This is a genomic window from Nonomuraea sp. B10E15, assembly GCF_039871615.1.
GTDB lineage: Bacteria > Actinomycetota > Actinomycetes > Streptosporangiales > Streptosporangiaceae > Nonomuraea.
In genome coordinates, this window is sequence record NZ_JBDPMB010000001.1 from 1,041,029 (window position 1) to 1,061,085 (window position 20,057).

20 protein-coding genes are annotated in these 20,057 nt (G+C 72.1%); 14 read left to right on the forward strand and 6 right to left on the reverse strand.

Going from position 1 to position 20,057, the window contains the following annotated elements; genetic code table 11:
* The first annotated feature begins 24 nt into the window (after nt 1-24).
* The 3 genes from ABGB14_RS04740 (at nt 25) to ABGB14_RS04750 (ending at nt 3,162) form a co-directional block, all read left to right on the forward strand.
* The gene (locus ABGB14_RS04740) at nt 25-1,278 is read left to right on the forward strand and encodes a sensor histidine kinase (protein WP_347642280.1); all 1,254 of its coding nucleotides are present in this window, start codon (nt 25-27) and stop codon (nt 1,276-1,278) included.
* Nucleotides 1,275-1,931, forward strand: coding sequence for a response regulator transcription factor (locus ABGB14_RS04745; RefSeq protein WP_347642281.1), 657 nt, complete (start codon nt 1,275-1,277; stop codon nt 1,929-1,931). The genes ABGB14_RS04740 and ABGB14_RS04745 overlap by 4 nt, the downstream gene beginning before the upstream one ends.
* Nucleotides 1,932-2,037: 106 nt before the next feature.
* Nucleotides 2,038-3,162: an alpha/beta hydrolase gene (locus ABGB14_RS04750; protein ID WP_347642282.1), complete on the forward strand. Its 1,125-nt coding sequence runs from the start codon at nt 2,038-2,040 to the stop codon at nt 3,160-3,162.
* 54 nt (nt 3,163-3,216) lie between these two features.
* Here the strand turns inward: ABGB14_RS04750 and manD are convergent, their stop codons facing one another.
* The 5 genes from manD to ABGB14_RS04775 form a co-directional block, all read right to left on the reverse strand.
* Complete coding sequence (manD, locus tag ABGB14_RS04755) at nt 3,217-4,446, reverse strand: D-mannonate dehydratase ManD (RefSeq protein ID WP_347642283.1); 1,230 nt, start codon at nt 4,444-4,446, stop codon at nt 3,217-3,219.
* 93 nt (nt 4,447-4,539) lie between these two features.
* Nucleotides 4,540-5,688: a galactonate dehydratase gene (dgoD, locus tag ABGB14_RS04760; RefSeq protein WP_347642284.1), complete on the reverse strand. Its 1,149-nt coding sequence runs from the start codon at nt 5,686-5,688 to the stop codon at nt 4,540-4,542.
* Nucleotides 5,689-5,693: 5 nt separating this feature from the next.
* Complete coding sequence (locus tag ABGB14_RS04765; protein WP_347642285.1) at nt 5,694-6,509, reverse strand: carbohydrate ABC transporter permease; 816 nt, start codon at nt 6,507-6,509, stop codon at nt 5,694-5,696.
* Nucleotides 6,506-7,447 (reverse strand): sugar ABC transporter permease, encoded by a 942-nt coding sequence (locus ABGB14_RS04770; protein ID WP_347642286.1) that lies wholly within the window; start codon nt 7,445-7,447, stop codon nt 6,506-6,508. The genes ABGB14_RS04765 and ABGB14_RS04770 overlap by 4 nt, the downstream gene beginning before the upstream one ends.
* 67 nt (nt 7,448-7,514) lie before the next feature.
* The gene (locus tag ABGB14_RS04775) at nt 7,515-8,804 is read right to left on the reverse strand and encodes a sugar ABC transporter substrate-binding protein (protein ID WP_347642287.1); all 1,290 of its coding nucleotides are present in this window, start codon (nt 8,802-8,804) and stop codon (nt 7,515-7,517) included.
* A gap of 138 nt (nt 8,805-8,942) precedes the next feature.
* Between ABGB14_RS04775 and ABGB14_RS04780 the strand changes: the two genes are divergently transcribed.
* Nucleotides 8,943-9,707: an FCD domain-containing protein gene (locus ABGB14_RS04780; RefSeq protein WP_347642288.1), complete on the forward strand. Its 765-nt coding sequence runs from the start codon at nt 8,943-8,945 to the stop codon at nt 9,705-9,707.
* Between the two features lie 138 nt (nt 9,708-9,845).
* Here ABGB14_RS04780 and ABGB14_RS04785 read toward each other — a convergent pair whose 3' ends face one another.
* Entirely contained in the window at nt 9,846-10,523 is a 678-nt protein-coding gene (locus ABGB14_RS04785) for a GntR family transcriptional regulator (RefSeq protein ID WP_347642289.1), read from the reverse strand.
* Nucleotides 10,524-10,627: 104 nt separating this feature from the next.
* On the opposite strand from ABGB14_RS04785, the gene ABGB14_RS04790 reads away from it, so the two are divergent.
* The 10 genes from ABGB14_RS04790 to ABGB14_RS04835 all read left to right on the forward strand — a co-directional run bounded on the left by ABGB14_RS04790 (nt 10,628) and on the right by ABGB14_RS04835 (nt 19,970).
* Complete coding sequence (locus tag ABGB14_RS04790; protein ID WP_347642290.1) at nt 10,628-11,416, forward strand: FAD binding domain-containing protein; 789 nt, start codon at nt 10,628-10,630, stop codon at nt 11,414-11,416.
* Nucleotides 11,417-11,475: 59 nt separating this feature from the next.
* Nucleotides 11,476-11,964 (forward strand): (2Fe-2S)-binding protein, encoded by a 489-nt coding sequence (locus ABGB14_RS04795; protein WP_347642291.1) that lies wholly within the window; start codon nt 11,476-11,478, stop codon nt 11,962-11,964.
* Nucleotides 11,961-13,349, forward strand: a complete 1,389-nt coding sequence (locus tag ABGB14_RS04800; protein WP_347642292.1) for a molybdopterin cofactor-binding domain-containing protein — start codon at nt 11,961-11,963, stop codon at nt 13,347-13,349. The genes ABGB14_RS04795 and ABGB14_RS04800 overlap by 4 nt, the downstream gene beginning before the upstream one ends.
* 2 nt (nt 13,350-13,351) lie before the next feature.
* Nucleotides 13,352-14,365, forward strand: a complete 1,014-nt coding sequence (locus ABGB14_RS04805) for a molybdopterin cofactor-binding domain-containing protein (RefSeq protein WP_347642293.1) — start codon at nt 13,352-13,354, stop codon at nt 14,363-14,365.
* The gene (locus ABGB14_RS04810) at nt 14,359-14,661 is read left to right on the forward strand and encodes an EthD family reductase (protein WP_347642294.1); all 303 of its coding nucleotides are present in this window, start codon (nt 14,359-14,361) and stop codon (nt 14,659-14,661) included. The genes ABGB14_RS04805 and ABGB14_RS04810 overlap by 7 nt, the downstream gene beginning before the upstream one ends.
* Nucleotides 14,658-15,518 carry a MoxR family ATPase gene (locus tag ABGB14_RS04815; protein ID WP_347642295.1) on the forward strand — a complete coding sequence of 287 codons (861 nt, stop codon included), beginning with the start codon at nt 14,658-14,660 and terminating at the stop codon, nt 15,516-15,518. The genes ABGB14_RS04810 and ABGB14_RS04815 overlap by 4 nt, the downstream gene beginning before the upstream one ends.
* Nucleotides 15,511-16,713 carry a VWA domain-containing protein gene (locus ABGB14_RS04820; protein WP_347642296.1) on the forward strand — a complete coding sequence of 401 codons (1,203 nt, stop codon included), beginning with the start codon at nt 15,511-15,513 and terminating at the stop codon, nt 16,711-16,713. The genes ABGB14_RS04815 and ABGB14_RS04820 overlap by 8 nt, the downstream gene beginning before the upstream one ends.
* Nucleotides 16,710-17,597, forward strand: coding sequence for an amidohydrolase family protein (locus ABGB14_RS04825; RefSeq protein ID WP_347642297.1), 888 nt, complete (start codon nt 16,710-16,712; stop codon nt 17,595-17,597). Before ABGB14_RS04820 ends, ABGB14_RS04825 begins: the two co-directional genes overlap by 4 nt.
* A gap of 91 nt (nt 17,598-17,688) precedes the next feature.
* Nucleotides 17,689-19,101, forward strand: a complete 1,413-nt coding sequence (locus ABGB14_RS04830) for an MFS transporter (RefSeq protein WP_347642298.1) — start codon at nt 17,689-17,691, stop codon at nt 19,099-19,101.
* Nucleotides 19,098-19,970, forward strand: coding sequence for a ChbG/HpnK family deacetylase (locus ABGB14_RS04835; protein WP_347642299.1), 873 nt, complete (start codon nt 19,098-19,100; stop codon nt 19,968-19,970). The genes ABGB14_RS04830 and ABGB14_RS04835 overlap by 4 nt, the downstream gene beginning before the upstream one ends.
* Nucleotides 19,971-20,057: the final 87 nt, after the last annotated feature.

Consider the following 20,057-nt stretch of genomic DNA (forward strand, 5'->3'; position numbering starts at 1 on the left):
GAGCCGCGCGGGAGGAGGAGGCGGATGAACGACCCCGTGGCACGGTGGCCCGTGCTGACGGCCGTCGGGCCGTACGCGCTGCTGGCGTTCCTGACCGCGGTCACCGTGGCCGGCCGGCCGGCGTCCGACGCGTCCGGGCTCACCGACCTCGTCCTGCCCGCGCTGCTGGCGGCGTGGATGCTGGGGGTCTACACGCTCCGCCCGGCCTGGCGCCGGCGGGTGCGGGTGATGGCGGTCTTCTTCGCCGTGCTGGTCGTGCTCTGGGCGGTCCTCGTGGTGAGGTCGCCGTGGTTCGGCTTCTTCACCCCCGCCGTCTACATCTACGGCTTCCACGTCCTGCCGTGGCCGTGGCAGCCGGTCGGCATCGCCGCGGTGGGCGCGGTGGCGGGCACGGCGCAGGCGTACGGCGTCGACAAGACCACGGTCGCCGGCCTGGTCACCTACGGCGCCGTCATCGCCGCGAACGTCATTCCCATGTGCACCTTCGCCTGGTTCGCCTGGCGCGACGACGAGCGGAACGAGGAGCGGGACCGCGCGCTCGACGAGGCGCGCGAGGCGAACCGCAAACTGGTGGCGTCGCTGGCGGAGAACGCGGCCCTGCACGAGCAACTGCTGGCGCGGGCACGCGACGCCGGGGTGCAGGACGAGCGGCAGCGGATGGCGCGGGAGATCCACGACACGCTGGCGCAGGGTTTCACCGGCATCATCAGCCAGTTGCGCGCGGCCGAGCACGCCGGCGACGACCCGCCGGGATGGCGCCGGCACGTCGCCGCCGCGACCGGGCTGGCCAGGGAGAGCCTGTCGGAGGCGCGGCGGTCGGTGCACGCGCTGCGTCCGGAGCCGCTGCGCTCGGCGCGGCTGGGCGAGGCGCTGGCGGGCGTCGCCGAGCGCTGGTCGGTGCTGCACGAGATCCGCGTCCAGGTCACGACGACCGGTACGGCGCGGCCGATCCGGCCGGAGGCCGAGGCCGCGCTGCTCAGGATCGCGCAGGAGGCCCTGGCCAACGTGGCCAAGCACGCGCGGGCGACCAGGGTGGGGGTGACCCTGTCGTATCTGGAGCACGAGGCGGCTCTGGACGTCCGCGACGACGGCGGCGGTTTCGACCCGGCGAGGCTCGACACCGCCGGCGAAAGCCCGCGGGCCGATCGCGGCGGGTTCGGGCTGATCGCGATGCGGCAGCGGATCGAGAGCGTCGCCGGCACCCTGCAGATCGAGTCGGAGCCGGGCGCCGGGACGGGCATCTCGGCCCGCGTCCCCTCGGAGCGGGCGGAGGCATGAGCGTGAGCCACCCGATCGGGCTGCTGATCGTGGACGATCACCCGGTGGTCAGAGACGGGCTGAGCAGCATGTTCGCCCGCGACCCCGAGTTCGACGTGCTCGGGGAGGCCGCCGACGGAGCCGAGGCGGTACGGCTGGCCCTGACGTTGCGCCCCGACGTGATCCTCATGGACCTGCGGATGCCCGGCATCGACGGCGTGAGCGCGATCAGGCAGCTCGCCGAGCGAGGGAGCGAGGCCCGCGTGCTGGTGCTGACGACGTACGACACCGACAGCCACGTGCTTCCTGCGATCGAGGCGGGCGCCACCGGATACCTCCTCAAGGACGCTCCCCGCGACGAGTTGTCGCGCGCGGTCCGGGCGGCGGCCCGCGGCGAGGCGGTGCTCGCGCCGTCGGTGGCGGCGCTGCTGATGAACCGCGTGCGCGCGCCCGTTCCCGGGCCGCTCAGCCCGCGCGAGGTCGAAGTGCTCCAGCTCGTGGCGGCCGGGGCCACGAACCGGGAGGCGGCGGCGCGGTTGTTCCTCACCGAGGCGACCATCAAGTCGCACATGCTCAACATCTACGCCAAGCTCGGGGTGAACGACCGTGCCGCCGCCGTCAGCGAGGCGTTCAACCGGGGGCTGCTGGTCCCGCGGCCGCCCGAGCGCCCCTGACGGCGGCGATGCGCCTGCCGGATCGGCCATCCCCTACGAAAGTCGCAGGGGCCGTGTGACTTTCGCCGGGGACGGTTCCCCGCCGCCGCGCGGCACGGTTGAGCGCATGAAGAAGACCGTGGCCGCGAGCGTGCTCGCGCTTTCCGCATCACTGACCACCCTGGGCGTGACCCCGGCCGAGGCCGCCGCGCCCGCCACCGCCCTGCCGGCGCCGACCGGCGACCACCCGGTCGGCAAGACCGACCTGCACCTGATCGATTCCAGCCGTCCCGACCCCTGGGTCGCCGACCGGGACGCGCGCGAGCTGATGGTCTCGATCTGGTACCCGGCGCGGAAGGCGGCGGGGAAGCGCGCCCCGTACCTCACGCCGCAGGAGTCGGAGCTGATCATCAGGAGCGAGCCGCGGCTGGAGGACGTGCCGGCGGACACGCTCGCCAGGACCGTGACGCACGCCCGCGCCGGAGCTCCCGCGCGGCAGCGGAAAGGCGGCTGGCCCCTGGTGGTCCTGTCTCCCGGCATGACGCTGCCCCGCGCGAGCATGACCTCGCTGGCCGAGGAGTTCGCCAGCCGCGGCTACCTGGTGGCGGGGATCGAGCACACCTACGAGTCGCTGGCCACCACCTTCCCTGACGGCAGGACCGTCACCTTCGAGGCGGGCAAGGCCGGTCAGACTCCTGAGACGGGTGAGAAGGTGGCCCGGGTGCGGGCCGCGGACACCGAGTTCGTTCTCAAGCGGTTGAAAGCGGACAAGCGCTGGAACCGGCTGATCGACGAGAGGAGGATCGCCATGGTGGGCCACTCGGTCGGGGGCCAGAGCGCGGCGCACCTGCTGCCGGTGTCGGGGCGGATCAAGGCCGCGGTCAACCTCGACGGCACCTACAACCCCAAGACGCCGGCCAAGCCGGTGGCCAAGCCCTTCATGATGATCGGCAATCCCCGGCACCAGCCGGAGTCGGGCGGCAAGGACGGCTCGTGGGACCAGTTCTGGCCGCACGTGAAGGGCGACGGGAAGCGCTGGCTGACCGTGACCGGCGCCGACCACATGAGCTTCATGGACTTTGCGGTGCTGCAGCCGCAGCTCGGGCTGCCCAAGACGCCGATCGACGGCAGGCGCGCCCTGAAGATCACGCGTACGTACGTCACCGCGTTCCTCGACACGCACCTCAAGGGCGAGCGCCGGCCCGTCCTGGACAAGCCATCAGGGAAGTACCCCGAAGTGAAGTTCTGGTAGCACCCGGGACAAGCGCGTCCCCCCGGCACCGCGATGAGCCGGGCGGACCGCGGCTCACCAGTCGTGGACGGTGCCGTCCTTGAGCCGGTTGAACGGCAGGTACGCCGCCTGGTACGGGAAGCGCGCCGCGGCCTCCTCGTCGAGCTCCACGCCGAGCCCCGGCAGCTCGCCCGGGTGCAGGTAGCCGTCGGCGAAGGTGAACGACTGCCGGAACACCTCGTCGGTGGCGGCGCCGTGCTGCATGTACTCCTGGATGCCGAAGTTGTGGATCGCGAGATCCAGGTGCAGGGCGGCGGCCATGCCGACCGGCGAGATGTCGGTCGGGCCGTGGATGCCGGACTTGATCTGGTATTGAGCGGCGTAGTCGAGCAGCTTCCGCATGGCCGTGATCCCGCCGGTGTGGGTGACGGCGGAGCGCACGTAGTCGATGAGCTGCTCGCGGATCAGCGTCTGGTAGTCCCACACGGTGTTGAAGACCTCGCCGATGGCGAGCGGGGTCGTGGTGTGCTGCCGGACCAGGCGCAGCGCCTCCTGGTTCTCCGCCGGCGTGCAGTCCTCCAGCCAGAACAGGTCGTACGGTTCGAGGGCCTTGCCGAGCTTGGCGGCCTGGATGGGGGTCATCCGGTGGTGCCCGTCGTGCAGCAGCGGCAGCTCGGGCCCGAACTCGCCCCGCACCGCCTCGAACACGCCGGGCAGGTGGCGCAGGTAGGCGCGGGTGTCCCAGTCCTCCTCCGCGGGGAGCGCGGTGCGCTGGGCCGGCTCGTAGTCGTAGCGCCTGCCGTCGACGCTCGGCTGGGCGGCCACGCCGTACACGGCGTCGATGCCAGGAACGGAGGTCTGCACCCGGATCGAGCGGTATCCCAGCTCCAGGTGCCGGCGGATCGAGTCGAACAGCTCGGGCAGGTCCCGGCCCGAGGCGTGCCCGTACGCCATGATCCCGTTCCTGGAGGCGCCGCCGAGCAACTGGTAGAGCGGCATCCCGGCGGCCTTGGCCTTGATGTCCCAGAGCGCCACGTCGACGGCCGCGATGGCGGCCATGGTGACGGGCCCGCGCCGCCAGTACGCCGAGCGGTAGAGGAACTGCCAGGTGTCCTCGATACGGTGCGGGTCGCGCCCGATCAGCAGGGGGACGACGTGGTCGGCCAGGTACGACGCGACCGACAGCTCACGGCCGTTGAGGGTGCCGTCGCCCAGTCCGGTGATCCCGTCATCCGTCGTGATCCTGAGGGTGACGAAGTTGCGGTCGGGGCTGGTGACGATGACGTCCGCAGCGGTGATCTTCACGTGGTGCCTTTCTCACGGGTGGTGCGAGCGGGGGACGGGGCCGGGCCGCGGGCCGCGTACGCGCGGCAGCCCCGCTGGTGATGCTGGGACATGTCACCATTCCGCGTAGGAGCCGTCCCGGTGCCGCCACACGGGGCTGCGCCAGGCGTGCCCCTTCTTGTCGGCGGCACGGACCTGCGCATCGTCGATCTCGATGCCCAGGCCGGGCGCGGTGAGCCGCTCGACGTGCCCGTCCACGAAGGTCAACGGGGTCTTGTCGGCGCAGTAGTCGAGCACGTCGGCGCCGCGGTTGTAGTGGATGCCGAGGCTCTGCTCCTGGATCAGGTAGTTCGGCGTGGCGAAGCCGACCTGCAGGCAGGCCGCGAGCGCGATCGGGCCGAGCGGGCAGTGCGGCGCGAGCTGCACGTCGTACACGTCGGCGAGCGCGGCGATCTTGCGTACCTCGGTGATGCCTCCGGCGTGCGAGAGGTCCGGCTGGGCGACCGCGATGCCGGCCTGGAGGACGGGCAGGAACTCCTGCCGGCTGTAGAGCCGTTCCCCGGTCGACACCGGGACCGTGGTCGAGCGGACGAACTCGCCGATGAGGTGGGAGTTCTCCGGGACGACCGGCTCCTCGATGAACAGCGGCCGGTACGGCTCCAGCAGCGGCGCCAGCCGGCGGGCGTTGGCCAGGGTGAACCGCCCGTGCAGGTCCACGGCGACGTCGCGGTGGTCGCCGAGCACCTCGCGGGCGGCGGCCACCCGGGCGACCACGCCGTCCAGCTCGGCGGCCGACGCGACCGGGCTCATCCTGCCGGAGGCGTTCATCTTCACCGCGGTGAGCCCGGCCTCCACCTGGGCGGCGATGTGGTCGCGCACCTCGGCGGGCTCGTCGCCGCCGACCCAGCCGTACACCCGGACGCGGTCCCTGACCGGGCCGCCGAGCAGCTGGTGCACGGGCGCGCCGAAGTGTTTGCCCGCGATGTCCCAGAGCGCCTGGTCGAGGCCCGCCACGGCGCTGGCCAGGATCGGGCCGCCCCGGTAGAACGAGCCCTTGGTCATCACCTGCCAGTGGTCCTCGATGCGCAGCGCGTCCCGGCCGACCAGCAGCTCGGCGAGCTGGTGCACGGCGGCGCGGACGGTCTCGGACCGCCCCTCGCAGGTGGCCTCGCCCCATCCGACGATCCCGGAGCCGGTCTCCACCCGGACGAAGAGCCAGCGGGGGGCGACCAGGAAGGTCTCGATGCGTGCGATGGTCGTCATGCCGGTCAGCCCTTCGTCGCGCCGGCCGTGAGGCCGGAGACCACGTACTTCTGCACGAACAGCGCGATCACCATGATCGGCAGCGTCACCACGGTGGTGGCCGCCATCAGGCCGCCCCAGTCGATGCTGGCGTAGCCGACGAAGTCGAAGATCGCCACGGGCAGGGTCTTGGTGCCGGCGTCGGAGAGCACGAGCGCGAACATGAAGTTGTTCCAGGAGAAGATGAAGGACAGGATCCCGGCGGTGGCGATCCCCGGCATGGACAGCGGCAGCGTGATGCGCCGGAACGCGCCGATGTGGGTCAGCCCGTCGACCAGCGCCGCCTCCTCCAGCTCCGCCGGCAGGCTGTCGAAATAGCCCATCATGATGTAGACGACCAGCGGCAGCGAGACGAACATGTGGCTGATGATCAGCACCCCGAAGCCGCCGACCATCTTCAGGTTGGAGAAGACGTAGAACCAGGGCACCAGGAGCGAGACGCCGGGGATGACCCGGGCCATCAGCACCACCAGCGCGGACTTCTTCATGTTGAACCGGCTCATCGAGTACGCCGCCGGCAGGCCGAGGACCAGCGACGCCACGGTGGCGGCGAACGCCACCCAGAGGCTGTTGGCGATGAACTCGACGTAGTTCGCCTGCTGGAGCACCTTGGCGTAGTTGGCCACGGTGGGGGAGAAGACCAGCGCCTTGCCTGGATCGTAGATGTCGACGTTGGTCTTGAACGACGCGGCGACCATCCAGACCAGTGGCGCGATCAGCGTGAGCACCACCACGGTGAGCGCCACCACCCGGAACACCCGGTACGCGGGCCGTGGCCTCATCGGTCGGCCTCCTTGCGCCGGGCGGTCAGGGCCCACATGGCCCCGATGATGATCAGGAAGAAGAGGATGAGGACGGTGGAGGAGACGCCGTACTCGTTGTAGTCGAAGCTGAGGCCGTAGGCGTACACGTTGAGGGTCTCCACCTCGTGGAACGAGCCGCCGCCCCGCCCCTTGGTGGCGTAGAGGATGTCGAAGGTCTTCAGCGCGTCGATGCCGCGCAGCAGGATCGCCACGGTCAGCGTGGGCGCCAGCAGCGGCAGGGTGACGTGCCGGAAACGTTGCCAGGTGCTGGCGCCGTCGATGCGCGCCGCCTCCTGCGGCTCGTCCGACAGCGATGTCAGCCCGGCCAGCAGGATCAGCGTCACCATCGGCGTCCACTGCCACACGTCGATGAAGATCGTGGTGGGCAGGGCCGTGTACTGGCCGGCGAGCCACGGCTGCGGCCCGATGCCGAACCAGCCGAGCAGCTGGTTGGCCAGGCCGATGTTCGGGTCGAAGATGAGCCGCCACATCATGCCGACCGCGACGGGGGTGGCGACCAGCGGCAGCAGGATGGCGACGCGTACCCACTTCTGGGCCTTGAACGGCCGCCAGAGCAGCAGGGCGATCGCCATTCCGAGGACCACCTCGAACAGCAGCGCGACGCCGGTGAAGGCGGCGGTCCTGCCGACGGCGGGCCAGAACCGTGCGGTGTCGGAGAGCACGTCGAGGTAGTTCTGCAGGCCCACGAACTCGCTCTCCGCGCGCACGGACCCCTCGGCGTCGGTCAGGCTGAGGTAGCCGGTCCAGGCCAGGGGGAAGACGAGCAGCGCGGCGACGAAGGTCATCGCGGGCGCGGCGAAGAGCCATTTGCGGTGGTCGTTGACCCAGCTCACCCAGCCGGGCGTGCCGGGGGCGGTGGGCGTGCCGCGCGGCGCCTTGGTCGTGATCGTTGCCATGGGGTCTCCAGGGAGGGGCGGGGTACGCGGGTGGCGGGCGCTCGCCCTCGCCACCCGCGTGTTCCGCCTACTTGGCCTCGTCGTCCAGGAACTTCTGGAACGCGGCGTTGGCCGTGTCGGCGGACGCGCCGGCGTCCTTGCCGGTGATCGCGTCCACGATCGGCTGGCCGACGATCTCGCGGGCCTCGGCGACCTGGACGACCAGCGGCCGGTCATGCCCGACCCCGTCCTTGGTGCTGGCCGCGATGGCCTCCGCCAGGTCGTCCGGGAAGGTGGAGGTGCCTTCGGGGTCGGCCCAGACGGAGGTGCGGGCGCCCGGCACGCCGGACTTCTGCTGGGCGAGCGTCTGCTCCTTGCCGGTGGCCCACTCGATGAACTTCCAGGCGTTGTCCGTGTTCTCGGAGCTGTCGTTGATGCCCAGCGCCCACGACGGGATGTTGTACGGCTTGGAACCGGCGGGACCGGCCGGGAACGGGGCGAAGCCCACGTTGTCCGAGACCTTGGACTTGGCCGGGTCGGTGGCGTTCTTGTAGAGCGAGTTCGCCTCGGTGTAGAAGGCGGCCTTGCCCTGGGTGAAGATGGCCATCGCCTCGGGCCAGCCCATGTCGGTGCTGACGTTCGCCGGGCCGGAGTCCTTGATCAGCCCGCCGTAGTAGGCGTAGGCCTGCTTGGCCGCCGCGCTGTTGACCGCGGCCTTGCCGCCGCCGTCGACGAAGTCGCCGCCGAAGCTGTAGAGGAAGCTGGAGAACTGGGTGACCGCCGTGGACTTGCCGGTGCGGGAGACGAAGCCGGCGACGTCGGGCTCGGCGGCCTTGATCTTGGCGGCCGCGGCCTTCAGCTCGTCGAGGGTCTTCGGCGGGGCGCTCAGGCCGGCCTTGTCGAGCAGGTCCTTGCGGTAGTAGAGGACCTCCTGCTCGGTGATGATCGGGATCCCGACCGGCTTGCCCTCGTACGTGGTGGCCTCGACCGGGCCGGCCTGGAAGTCGCTGAAGTCCCAGGTCTCGGATTTCACCTGGGCGGACAGGTCGGCGAGGTACTTGTTCTTGGCGAAGAGCTTGCCCTCCTGCAGCGGGCGGTACATCATCACGTCGATGTCGGCCGAGCCCGCGTTCAGCTTGACGTTGTACTGGTCGGAGAGCTGGTCCTCGCCGAGCTGGGTGACCTCGACCTTGAGCCCGGTCTGCTTCTCGAACTCGGGCAGCGCCTTCTTGACGTTCTCCGTCCACACGTGGTTGGCCAGGGTGACCCGGATCGTCTTGGACGCGCCGGCGTCGTCGCCGCCACCGCCGCAGGCGGACAGGCCCATGGCCACGACCACGGCCAGAGATGTACCGAGTATCGATCGACGTCGTCGCACGTCATATCGCCTTTCTGTCATGGCCGCAGCCCCCCCGGAACAGCGCCACGCTCTCATAGCATCCGCTTAATGCCGGGATGCTAGGACAAATAAGCTGATTTATTCAAGAGCTGACTTCTAACTGATATGCTTTATCCTGTGGATCAGTCTTCAGCCCCAGGGGGCGCACCCACCCAGCGTGCCCCTGCCGAGGCTGGGCTGCACGCGCGTGTCCTCGACCACCTCGGCACCGCCATCTGCAGCGGCGAGATGGCCGCCGGTTCCGTCCTGAGCATCGACGACCTGGTCGACCGCTGCCAGGTCTCCCGCTCGGTGATCCGCGAGGTGCTGCGGGTGCTCGCCTCCATGGGGCTCATCGAGTCCCGGCGCCGGGTCGGTGTCATGATCCAGCCGGCCAAGGCGTGGAAGGTCTTCGATCCACGGGTGATCCGCTGGCGGCTCGCCTCCGACGCCCGGATGGCGCAGCTGCGCTCGATCACCGAGCTGCGCACCGCGATCGAGCCGCACGCCGCTTCGCTCGCCGCCGAGCGGATCGACGACGACGAGGCGAGCGAGTTAGTCGGGGTCTCGGCCAAGCTGTGGGCCGCCGGCAAGGCCGGTGACGAGGCGCGCTTCCTCGTCCTCGACATCGACTTCCACCGGCGGGTGCTGGCCGCCTCGGGCAACGAGATGTTCGAGGAGCTGCAGCTGATCGTCGCCGAGGTGCTCGCCGGCCGTCACCACTATCACCTGATGCCCCACTACCCGGACGAGCAGGCGCTGCAACTGCACACCGACGTGGCCCACGCGATCCAGCGGCGCGACGGCGAGCGGGCCAGGCAGGCCATGGTGGAGATCATGGAGCAGGGGTTCGACGAGATGAGGTCGATGTGGGAGCGCGCCGCCGAGCCGGGCGGCGCGTGACCCGGCCACCCCGTGGCCGAGCCTGCGAAGCGCACCACCGGGCCGGGCGGCGCGTGACCCGACCGGCCCGTCGCCGAGCCGGAAAGCACGCCGCCGGCCAGGGCGGCCAGGGCGGCCAGGGCGGCCAGGGCGGCGCGGTCAGCCCGTCGCTGAGTCGCGCATGCGCCCGTGGGCGTCGTGCGGGAGGTCGGCGTAGTGCCACTGGTGGTCGCGGGCCTGACGGCACGCCGTCTCCAGGTCACCGCCCTCGATCGCGGCCAGCAGCTCGGCGTGGTCGCGGACGATGTCGTGCAGGTCGACCTCGGTCGCGACCATCGTGACCGACGTGCGTGCCTCGATCTGCAGGCCCTCCCAGGTGAGCTTGAGCAGCTCGTTGTGCGCGGCCTCGACGATGTGCCGGTGGAAGGACACGCTCGCCCGGGTCGCCGCCTCGCTGTCGCCGCGTGCGGCGGCGGTCCGCATCGCCTCCACGTCGGCCCGCAGCGACTCCACCGGCACGGTGCCGGCCAGCAGGGCCAGCCGGGTGGCCGTCTCCTCCAGCGCGGCGCGCACGACATAGCTCTCGCGCAGCGTCTCCTGGATGAAGGGCCGCACGAAGGTGCCCCTGCGCGGCTGGGTCTCCACCAGCCGCATGGCCTCCAGCTCGCGCAGCGCCTCGCGTACGGGCGCCTGGCTGGTGCCGTAGGTGGCCGCGAGCCGCGTCTCCACCAGCCGCTCACCGGGCCTGACCTGGCCGGAGACGATCCTGCCGACCAGCGAGTCGCGGATCTGCCGGGCCAGCGTGAGACGCGGCAGCTTGGAGGGCTCTTCGGTCACGGGAACGATCCTACCGATTATCGATGAAGCACGATCTCTTGACGCCTTCCTGTCGATAATCAATTATCGATAATCAGGGGAACCTCGGCGCAAGGAGGCCGCGCATGGCGATCCAGGCGGTGCACGTACCGGAGTCCCTCGACGGCGTGGTCGCCTGCTCGGCGCGGGGCGGTCAGATCATGGGCGGAGGCACGGTCGTCATGCCCCTGGTCGCCGGCGGGTCCGCGGCAGCGACCGAACTGGTCAGCCTGCGCCGCGCCGGGCTCGGCGGCGTCGAGGTGAACGACGGGGTGGCCACCATCGGGGCCGCGGCCACGCTCACCGCCGTGGGCGAGCACCCCGGCCTCGCCTTCCTGCGGCCGGCGCTGCGCACCATCGCCTCGCCGACCATCAGGAACCAGGCCACCGTGGGCGGCAACCTGTTCGTCGCGCAGCCGTACGGCGACCTGGCCGTCTGCCTGCTCGCCCTCGACGCGACCTGCGAGATCGCCGGCCCGGCAGGCCGGAGAGCAGCGCCGGTGGCCGACGTCCTGGCCGCAGGGATCGCCGCGGGCGAGGTGGTCGTCGCCGTACGGGTCACGCTGCCGGAGCCGGGAGCCTGGCACTACCACAAGGCCATGCGCCGCCGCCTGAACTCGGCGGCCATCGTCACCGTCGCCTCCGTGACCTCGGCCGGCGACCGCCGGATCGCGCTGGGCGGCCTCGCCCCGCGTCCCGTGCGCGCGGTGTCCGCGGAACGCCTGCTGAGCGGCCGGCCGCTGACACCGGAGAGCCTCACCGAGGCGGGCGAGGCGGCCCGCGCCGACATCGACCCCTTCGACGACGCCTACGCCAGCGCGTGGTACCGGGCGCGAGTCCTGCCCGTGCACCTGCGCCGTGCCTTCCTCCCGTGAAGCGCCGGCACCAGCCGTGTCCTCCCCCGTGAAGCGCCCGCACCAGAAGAGGTGGGATCGTGCCGTCACAGATCGTCTCGCTCGTCGTCAACGGTGAGCGGCGGGAGTTCATCGCCGCGCCGGGGACCACGCTGCTCGCCTGCCTGCGCGAATCGCTGGGGCTGATCGCGGCCAAACGAGGCTGCGCGCAGGGCGCCTGCGGCACCTGCACGGTCCTCGTCGACGGCCTGCCCGAGGCCGCCTGCCTGGTCGCGGTGGAGACCGTCGCGGGCGGATCCGTCCGCACGCTGGAGGGTGTCACCGCCGGAGGCGAGCTGGACGAGGTGCAGAGCGCCTTCATCGACTGCTTCGCCACCCAGTGCGGCTTCTGCACCTCCGGCATGATCATGGTCGCCGAGGCGCTGCTCGACCGGAACCCCGACCCCGGCGAGGACGACGTCATCGAGGCGATCTCGGGCAACGTCTGCCGGTGCACCGGCTACCGGCCCATCGTGGTCGCCATCATGGAGGCGGCCAGGCGGCGCCGGGAGCAGGAGGTGCCGCGATGACGTACCGGCCCGCCCCCATCGACACCGGCGCCTTCGCGGCCGAGCGGGACGGCGGCCACCTCACCGTCATCGGCTCGGTGGTGCAGCGCGCCGACGCGCGCGGGCACGTCACGGGACGCACCGAGTTCTTCGAGGACGTGGCTCCGCCGCGGCTCGCGCACCTCAGGATGCACCGCTCGGCCCGGCACCACGCGAGGATCGCCCACGTGGACGTGACCGGGGCGCTGGCCGTGCCCGGCGTGCTGCGCGTCCTCACCCACGCCGACGTCCCGAACAACGTCTACACCGTGCTCAAGCTGATCGGCGTCGAGCCGGACGACGAGCCCGTCCTCGCCGTGGACAAGGTGCGCTACCTCGGCGAGCCCATCTGCGCCGTGGTCGCCGAGACCGAGGCGGCCGCGCTGGAGGGCGCGGCCAGGATCGAGGTCGGCTACGAGGACCTGCCGCCCGTCTTCGACGTCGAGGAGGCGCTGAAGGAGGGCGCGCCGCTGGTCAACGAGTACCAGGGGCAGAACCACTTCGTCTACGAGGGCCACCACTGCCGGCGGATCCGGTTCGGCGACGTGGAGGAGGCGTTCGGCCGGGCCGACCACGTCTTCGAGTGGCGCTACCAGTCGTCGCCGATCGAGCAGGCGCCCGTCGAGACCACCGGCTGCGTCGTCGTCCCGCAGGCCGACGGGCGGCTGCGCATCCACTCCGACACCCAGGCGTGCTTCTTCACCCTGGACAACACCGCGCTGATCCTGGGCGTGCCGTTCAACAGGCTGCGCATCGTGGGCGGAACGGTCGGCGGCGGCTTCGGCGGCAAGGTGGACGTGGTGGCCGAGCCGATCGCGTGCGTCGCCGCGATGGCGGTCGACCGCCCGGTCAAGTTCGTCTACGACCGGGCCGAGGAGATGCAGGTCTCCTCGCCGCGCGCGGCCGAGCGCATCTCCATCAAGGACGCCGTGATGGACGACGGCCGCATCATCGGCCGCAAGGTCACCCTGTACGTCGACGCCGGCGCGTACGCCCGCCACAGCCCGTACGGCACCACCAAGGCCGCCGCGCACCTGCCCGGCCCCTACGCCATCCCCAACGTGTGGGCCGACTGCCACTGCGTGTTCACCAACCGCACGCCGTCCAGCGCCATGCGCGGGTTCGGCGTGACCATAGCCGACTTCGCGCTGGAGTCGCAGATGGACCGGATCGCCCGCGCCCTCGACATGGACCCGCTCCAGCTCCGGCTGCTCAACGCCTACCGCGACGGCGACCTCAAGGCCCACCGCAAGATCGCCGAGGGCACGGCCCTGGTCGAGGTGATCCAGAAGGCGGCGGAGCTGGCCGGCCACGAGCTTCCCGAGGCGTACCGCAGGATGTCCTCCACGACCCGAGAGGGGCTGTAGCGATGGCGAAGCTGCGCGGCCGGGGGTACGCGTCGGTGAACTACCCCACCGGCATGAACCTGGGCGGCGACCCCTCGCAGGCGCTGGTCCACGCCACGACCACCGGCACGTTCGTGGTCTCGCTCTCCTCGGTCGACCTGGGCCAGGGCATCAAGACGATCGCCGCCCAGTGCGCCGCGGAGACGCTCGGCCTGCCGATCGGGAACGTGCTCGTCGACACCGCCGACACCGACACCGGCCCGCACTGCATGGGCACCTTCGCCAGCCGCGGCAGCCACCGCGTCGGCAACGCCGTCATCATGGCCGCGGCCGAGGCGCGCGGCGTGATGCTGGAGGTGGCCGCCGAGGAGCTGGAGGTCGACGCCGCGGACCTGGAGACCGACGGCAGCGGCTTCGTCATGGTCAAGGGCGCGCAGGACAAGCGCATCCACGTCACCGACCTGGCCATGGCCGCGCACTTCAGGCACGGGCGGACGATCTCCGGCCGCGGCGTCTACCTCAAGGAGCCGAGCGCGCCCGTCCCCGAGACGGGGGAGATGGACCCCGACTCCTGCCAGGCGCACGCGTGCACGGTCGCCGTCGTCGAGGTCGACGACGAGACCGGGATGGTCGAGGTGCTGGAGCTGTTCAACACCTACGAGGTGGGCAGGGCGCTCAACCCGGCCATGGCGACGCAGCAGGTGGAGGGCGGGGCGTGGATGGGCGTGTCGCACGCCCTGTTCGAGACCACCGAGCCGTACTACCCGCTCCGCGACCACGGTCCGCGCGACTTCGCCTCCTACCTGATGCCGGGGCCCGCCGACCTCCCGGTCCAGCACAGCCTGCTCCTGGAACGCCCGGCCGCGAACGGGCCGTACGGAGCGAAGGGGATCGGCGAGATGACGGCCAACGCCCCGATCCCGGCCATCGCCAACGCGATCTTCGATGCCTGCGGCGTGCGCCTGACGGCGATGCCGTTCACCCCGGAACGCGTCCTGCGAGGGCTGGACGCCTTGAGGACGGAGGAACCATGCTGAAGGTCATGTCGCTGCTCAAGCGCGCCGAGGGCCTGTCCCGTGACGACTACGCCACGTGGGCCTTGGAGGAACACGTCGAGTTCGCCAGGAAGTTGCCCGGCCTGCGCAAGTACACGGTCAACGTCGTCAACGGCGACGGCGCGGCGTACGACTCGGTGCACGAGCTGTACTTCGACGACGAGGACGCCCGTGCCGCCGCGTTCGGCTCCGAGCACGGCAAGGCGGCGGCGGCCGACGCGTCCGCGCACACCTCCTCGCGCATCCACCTGCTGACCACCGAGCACGCGCAGCTGTGACCCCCGGCCCCGGCGAGCTGGCCGCGGCGCTCGAGAGGGAGGGCTATTTCGCGGACGAAGGGCTGTCCACGGCCATCCACCTGGCGCTGCGCCTGAGACGGCCGCTGCTGCTGGAGGGCGAGCCGGGCGTCGGGAAGACCGAGGTGGCCTCGGTGCTGTCGCGGATTACCGGCCTGGAGCTGATCCGCCTGCAGTGCTTCGAAGGGCTGGACTCCGGCCAGGCCCTCTACGAGTGGGACCACCCCAAGCAGCTCCTCCACGTCCGGGTGGCCGAGAGCCGCGGCCAGGACGTCGGCGACCTGTACCGAGAGGAGTTCCTGCTGCGCCGCCCGCTGCTGCGCGCCGTACAGGCCGAGCGGGGCGCGGTGCTGCTGATCGACGAGATCGACCGGGCCGACAGCGAGTTCGAGGCGTTCCTGCTGGAGTTCCTCGGCGACCACCAGATCACGATCCCGGAGCTCGGCACCGTGCGGGCGAGCACGCCGCCGATCGTGGTGCTGACCTCCAACCGGACGCGCGAGCTGCACGACGCGCTCAAGCGGCGCTGCCTCTACCACTGGATCGCCTTCCCCGAACCGGGACGCGAGCGGGCGATCCTCCGCGCGTCCGTGCCCGGGCTGGAGGAGCGCGCGGCCGACGGGCTCGTCCGGGCGGTCCAGCGCGTACGTGGGCTGCCGCTGCTCAAGCGGCCCGGCATCGCCGAGTCGGTGGAGTGGGCCCGCGGCGCCCTGGCGCTGGCGGAGGGCGGCGAACCGTGGCCCCTGGCCCTGCGCCGGGCCCTCGGCCTGCTGATCAAGGACGAGGAGGACACCCGGCTCCTCCTCGGCCACGCCGAGGACGTGTTCAGCGATGCCTGACGCCCGCCCGAGTGGCTGGACGGGGGCCGATCCGGCCGGGCTCGCCGCGGATCACCTGTGGGGGTTCCTGGCCGCGCTGCGCGAGGCCGGGCTCCGCACCGCGCCGGCCAAGCGGGCCGACCTGCTGCGGGTGATCGCGGAGTCCCCGCCGTCCGGCATGACCGCGCTGTACTGGTCCGCCCGGGTCACCCTGCTCCAGGACGTGGCCGACCTGCCCGCCTTCGACCGCGTCTTCGGCGCCTGGTTCCGGCACGGCGCCCCCGGTGACCCGCCGGTCCCGAGGGACGACGGCGTACCGTCCCCCGGCGGTCCCGGCGAGGACGATTCGCCGGCCGGCGAGGCCCGGCCGGGTGACGGCACCGAGGCCAGCACCCTGAGCACCTACGGCACGCGGGACTTCGGCCGGACCCGCGAGGGCACGCTCATGCGCGCCCTCGAAGCCGCCTGGCCCGCCGCGCTGCCCGCCACCGCGTCACGGCGCCGCCGCCCGGCCCGGTCGGGCGGGTCGGGCGACCGGCTGGACGTGCGGCACGCGTGGCGGCGCGCCCACCGCCACGACGGGGAGATCATCGAGCTGCGCCACCTCGTCCGCCCGCCCCGCCCCCGCCGCCTGCTGATCCTGGTCGACGTCTCGGGCTCGCTGCGGCAGCACACCCCGGACCTCCTGCGGGTGGCGCACACCGCGCTGCGCGCCGCGCCGGCCCGCACCGAGGTGTTCACCTTCGGCACCCGGCTCACCCGGGTCACCGCCGCGCTGGCGCACCCGCACGCCGGCCAGGCGCTGGCGTCGGTGTCGGCGCTGGTCACGGACGCCGACGGAGGCACGGCCATCGGCGCGTCGCTGGAACGTTTCCTGGCCAACCCGCGCTTCGCCGCGCTCGCCCGCGGCGCGCTCGTGATCGTCCTGTCCGACGGGCTCGAACGCGGCGACCCCGCCCCCATGGTCCGCGCCACCGCCCGGCTGTCGCGGCTCGGCCACCGGCTCGTCTGGTGGTCCCCGCTGGCCTGCTCGCCCGCCTACCGCCCCGCCACGCGCGCCATGTCCGCCCAGCTCCCGAGCCTCGATCACCTCGGCGGCGTCCGCGACCTGGCCACCGCGCTGGACGAGGTGCGCCGCCTGCCCGCCGTCCTGTCCGGCCGCCGCCACACCGCGGCGCGCCACTGGCCCACGACCCCCTCGGGAGCACCGCGATGACCGGGATCGTCGACTCGCACCACCACATCTGGCGCGCCGCCGACCTGCCCTGGCTGCAAGGGGAGATGGTCCCGCGCATCTTCGGCCCGTACGAGCCGATCCGCCGCGACTACCTCGTCTCCGAGTACGTCGCGGAGGCGGCCCCCTGCGGCATCTCCTCGGCGGTCTACGTCCAGGCCAACTGGCCGCTCGACCGCTCCGTGGACGAGGTGCGCTGGCTGCGGGACGTCCATGCCGAGACCGGCTGGCCCACCGCCGTGGTGGGCTGCGCCGACCTCTTCGCCGACGACGCCCCCGACGTGCTGCGCCGCCAGGCCGCCCTCACCCCGCTCGTCCGCGGCACCCGGCTGCAACTGCACTGGCACGAGCGGCCCGAGTTCCGTTTCGCCGCCGCCCCCGACCGCATGCGGGACCCCGTCTTCCGGCGCAACCTCGCCGTGGTCGCCGACCTCGGCTGGCTGTTCGAGCTCCAGGTGTTCCCGGCCCAGATGGACGACGCCGCCGAGCTGGTGGCCGGCCTCCCGCAGCTGACGTTCGTGCTCGTCCACGCCGGGATGCCGGTGGACTCCGCCCCGCCCGCCGTCGCGCGGTGGACGCGGGGCATGAGGCTCCTCGCCGAACAGCCCAACGTCGTGGTGAAGCTCACCGGCCAGGGCACCTTCGTGCACCGCGTGGACCGGCCGCTCATCGAGCGGGTGGCGGCCACGTGCCTGGACCTGTTCGGCTCCGGCCGCTGCATGTGGGGCAGCAACTTCCCCGTCGAGAAGCTCTGGACCGACCTGCCCACGCTGCTGTCCACCTGGCAGGACGCGCTCGCCGGGCGATCCGCCGGGGAGATCCGCGACGTCTTCGCGGCGACGGCCACCCGCGTCTACGGCCTCTGACCCCGGCAGGGGCGTCGCGAGCGCCACGATCCCACCATTGACATCCTGTGCCGGTTGTCTGCATCGTCGGCTCAGCAAGGAAGGTGATCGTGTGTCCCAGCCCGGTGAGGGCGCCGCCCAGGGGCGGACTCCCGCGTGGCGCTACGCCATCGGGATGTTCGGCACGTCCATCCCGATCAACATGATCAAGGGATCGACGATCCTCTTCTACGTCGACATCCTCGGGCTCGACGTGCGCGCGTACGGCGTGGTCATGGTGATCTACGCGGTCATCGACGCGCTCGACAACCCGCTGCTCGGCCACCTCTCCGACCGCACCAGGAGCCGGTTCGGCAGGCGCCGGCCCTGGCTGCTCGCCGGCGCGCCGATGCTCGCCGCCTGCATGATCGCGTTCTTCTCCGCGCCCGACTCCCTGCGGGGCATCGGCCTCGTGCTCTGGTTCGCGGTGTTCGCGATCCTGTGTGAGGCTTTCGACTCGATGCTCAACGCGAACTACGGCGCGCTGCTCCCCGAGCTCTATCCGCGCGAGCGCGACCGCGCCGTCGCCAACAGCCTGCGCCAGGGTTTCCAGCTCGTGGCGCTGGTGATCTCGCTCGCGGTCACCCCGCTGCTCACGACGAGCGTGTTCGGCACCGAGGAGTCCACCCGGGGCTTCCAGATCACCGCCGTCATCTACGGTGCGATCGCGCTCGTCGTGATCGTGTTCATGGCGCTCGGCGCCCGCGAGCGTCCCCGCTACTCCACGCGCGAGCGGCCGCGGCTGCTGCCCAGCGTGTGGTCGATCGTGCGCAACCCGATGTTCTGGACGGTCGGGCTCACCGGCGCCTGCTACGGGATGGCCATGGCGCTGGTGCTGTCGGGCATCCAGCTGTACGTCCGCTACTCGCTCGGGCTCCCTGTCGGCAACGCGCTCTATCTGCAGGGCATCGTCATCCTCATCTCGGCGGGCGGCCTCGTCGTGTGGACGCGCGTCGTCGCGCGCCGCGGCGCCCTGTGGGCCTGGCGGCTGGCCTTCGCGGTCCTCGCGGCCGGCTTCGCCGCCCTGTTCCTGGCCACCGGCCTCGTCACCGCGATCGCCGCGGGCGTGCTCGTCGGGGCCGGCTGGTCGGGCATGCTCGCGACGAACGACCTCATCGTCGCGCGCGTGCTGGACGCCGACGCGGCGCGCAACGGGGAGCACCGCGAAGGGCTCTTCCTGTCCGCGTTCGGCTTCTTCGGCCGGCTCAACGGGATCGTGACCGGGCTCGCGCTCACCTCGCTGGGGGTGTTCTTCGGCTACAACTCGGGTGACGACCCCGGCGCCGACCCGGGCCTCGCGTTCCGGATGTACCTGTGCGTCTATCCGTTCGTGCTGACGGCGATCGGCGCGGTCGCGGCGCGACTCGTCTCCGTCCCGGCCGAGACGCCGCCCGAAGCAGCCGAGCCGGCCGGGCCACCGCCCACCGGGCCCCCGGGCCGGCCTGCCGGCCCCGCGGACGAGCCGGCCCCGGAGCGTCCCCGATGACCCGCCGCGTCGTGATCACCGCCGACGACCTCGGCAGGGAGCAGGGCACGACGGAGGTCATCGTCGCGCTGCTGGCCGAGGGCCACGTCACCGCCACGACGCTCATCTGCGTCTCGCCGGCCTCCGAGCAGGCCGCGGCCCGGGTCGAGGAGCTCGGCGTCGTGCCCCGGCTGCACGTGACCCTCACGAGCGAGCGCGGGCTCCCGCGCTGGCGGCCGCTCAACGGCGCGGCCGGCCTGGTCGGTGCTGACGGTCCCGTCGCCCACGGCGCGGCCGGCCTGGTCGGCTCCGACGGGACCCTCCATGACGATCCGTTCGTGCTCGGAGCCCGAGGCGAGGCGCGCGACGTCATGGCGGAGGCGGACGCGCAGCTGCACTGGATGCGCGGCCGGAGCCTGGCGCCCGAGGCGGCCGACTCCCACGCCGGCACCCTCTACGGCCTGCACGGCCGGTCGTGGCTCGCCGAGACGCTCGAATGGTGCGCGCGCCACGGCCTCGCCTTCCGGCTGCCGCGCGACCCCGAGCCGTACATCGGAGGGCCGCTCCCGCCGCAGCTCGCGCAGGCGCACGAGCGCGCCGTCGCCCTCGCCTACGCGCTCGGCGTGGCCATCCCGCAGACCATCGCCACCAACCGGCGCACGGCGCACGAGCTCGGCGCCTACGAGCGGCTCCGCGACGACTACCTCCGCCGGCTCGCCGCGCTCCCCGAGGGCACGAGCGAGCTGTTCCTGCACCCGTCGCGCGAGGACGCGGTCACGGGACCCGACGGCGTCGTACGCGCCTGGGAGGCGCGGTTGCTGCGTGACCCCGTCTGGCACGACGCGCTCGAGAAGGAGGGCGTCGAGCTCGCCGGAGGCTGGTGGGACTGAGGGGCACGCGGCCATGGAGATCGTTGGACAACGGGCCGCGTCCTCCGTGATACTTGGTGCCCGAGCAGCCACGACACATCCGCCAGC